We start from the raw sequence: 226 nt of genomic DNA on the forward strand, positions 1-226 counted from the left end.
CCCGTGCTCGTCGTGCCGGACGCCCGCGTCATCGGGCAGAGCGCCGACGCCATCGTCTTCAACGTCCGCTGGGACAGCACGACCCACGCCCAGGTGGCCGAGGCGCTGCGCCAGTTCGAGACGGTGAACGTGCCGGTTACCGGCCTCGTCCTGAGCCAGATCGACCCGGCCGGCATGAAGCGCTACGGCTACGGCGGGCGCTACGGCGCATACTCCCGCTACGGCG

General features: G+C 71.2%; 1 pseudogene. It reads left to right on the forward strand.

The annotated features are described in order from the left end of the window. Positions 1-226: pseudogene (locus AB6A65_RS16385) on the forward strand (chain-length determining protein); the annotation flags it as partial.

The organism is Rhodosalinus sp. FB01, from assembly GCF_041365715.1.
GTDB lineage: Bacteria > Pseudomonadota > Alphaproteobacteria > Rhodobacterales > Rhodobacteraceae > Rhodosalinus.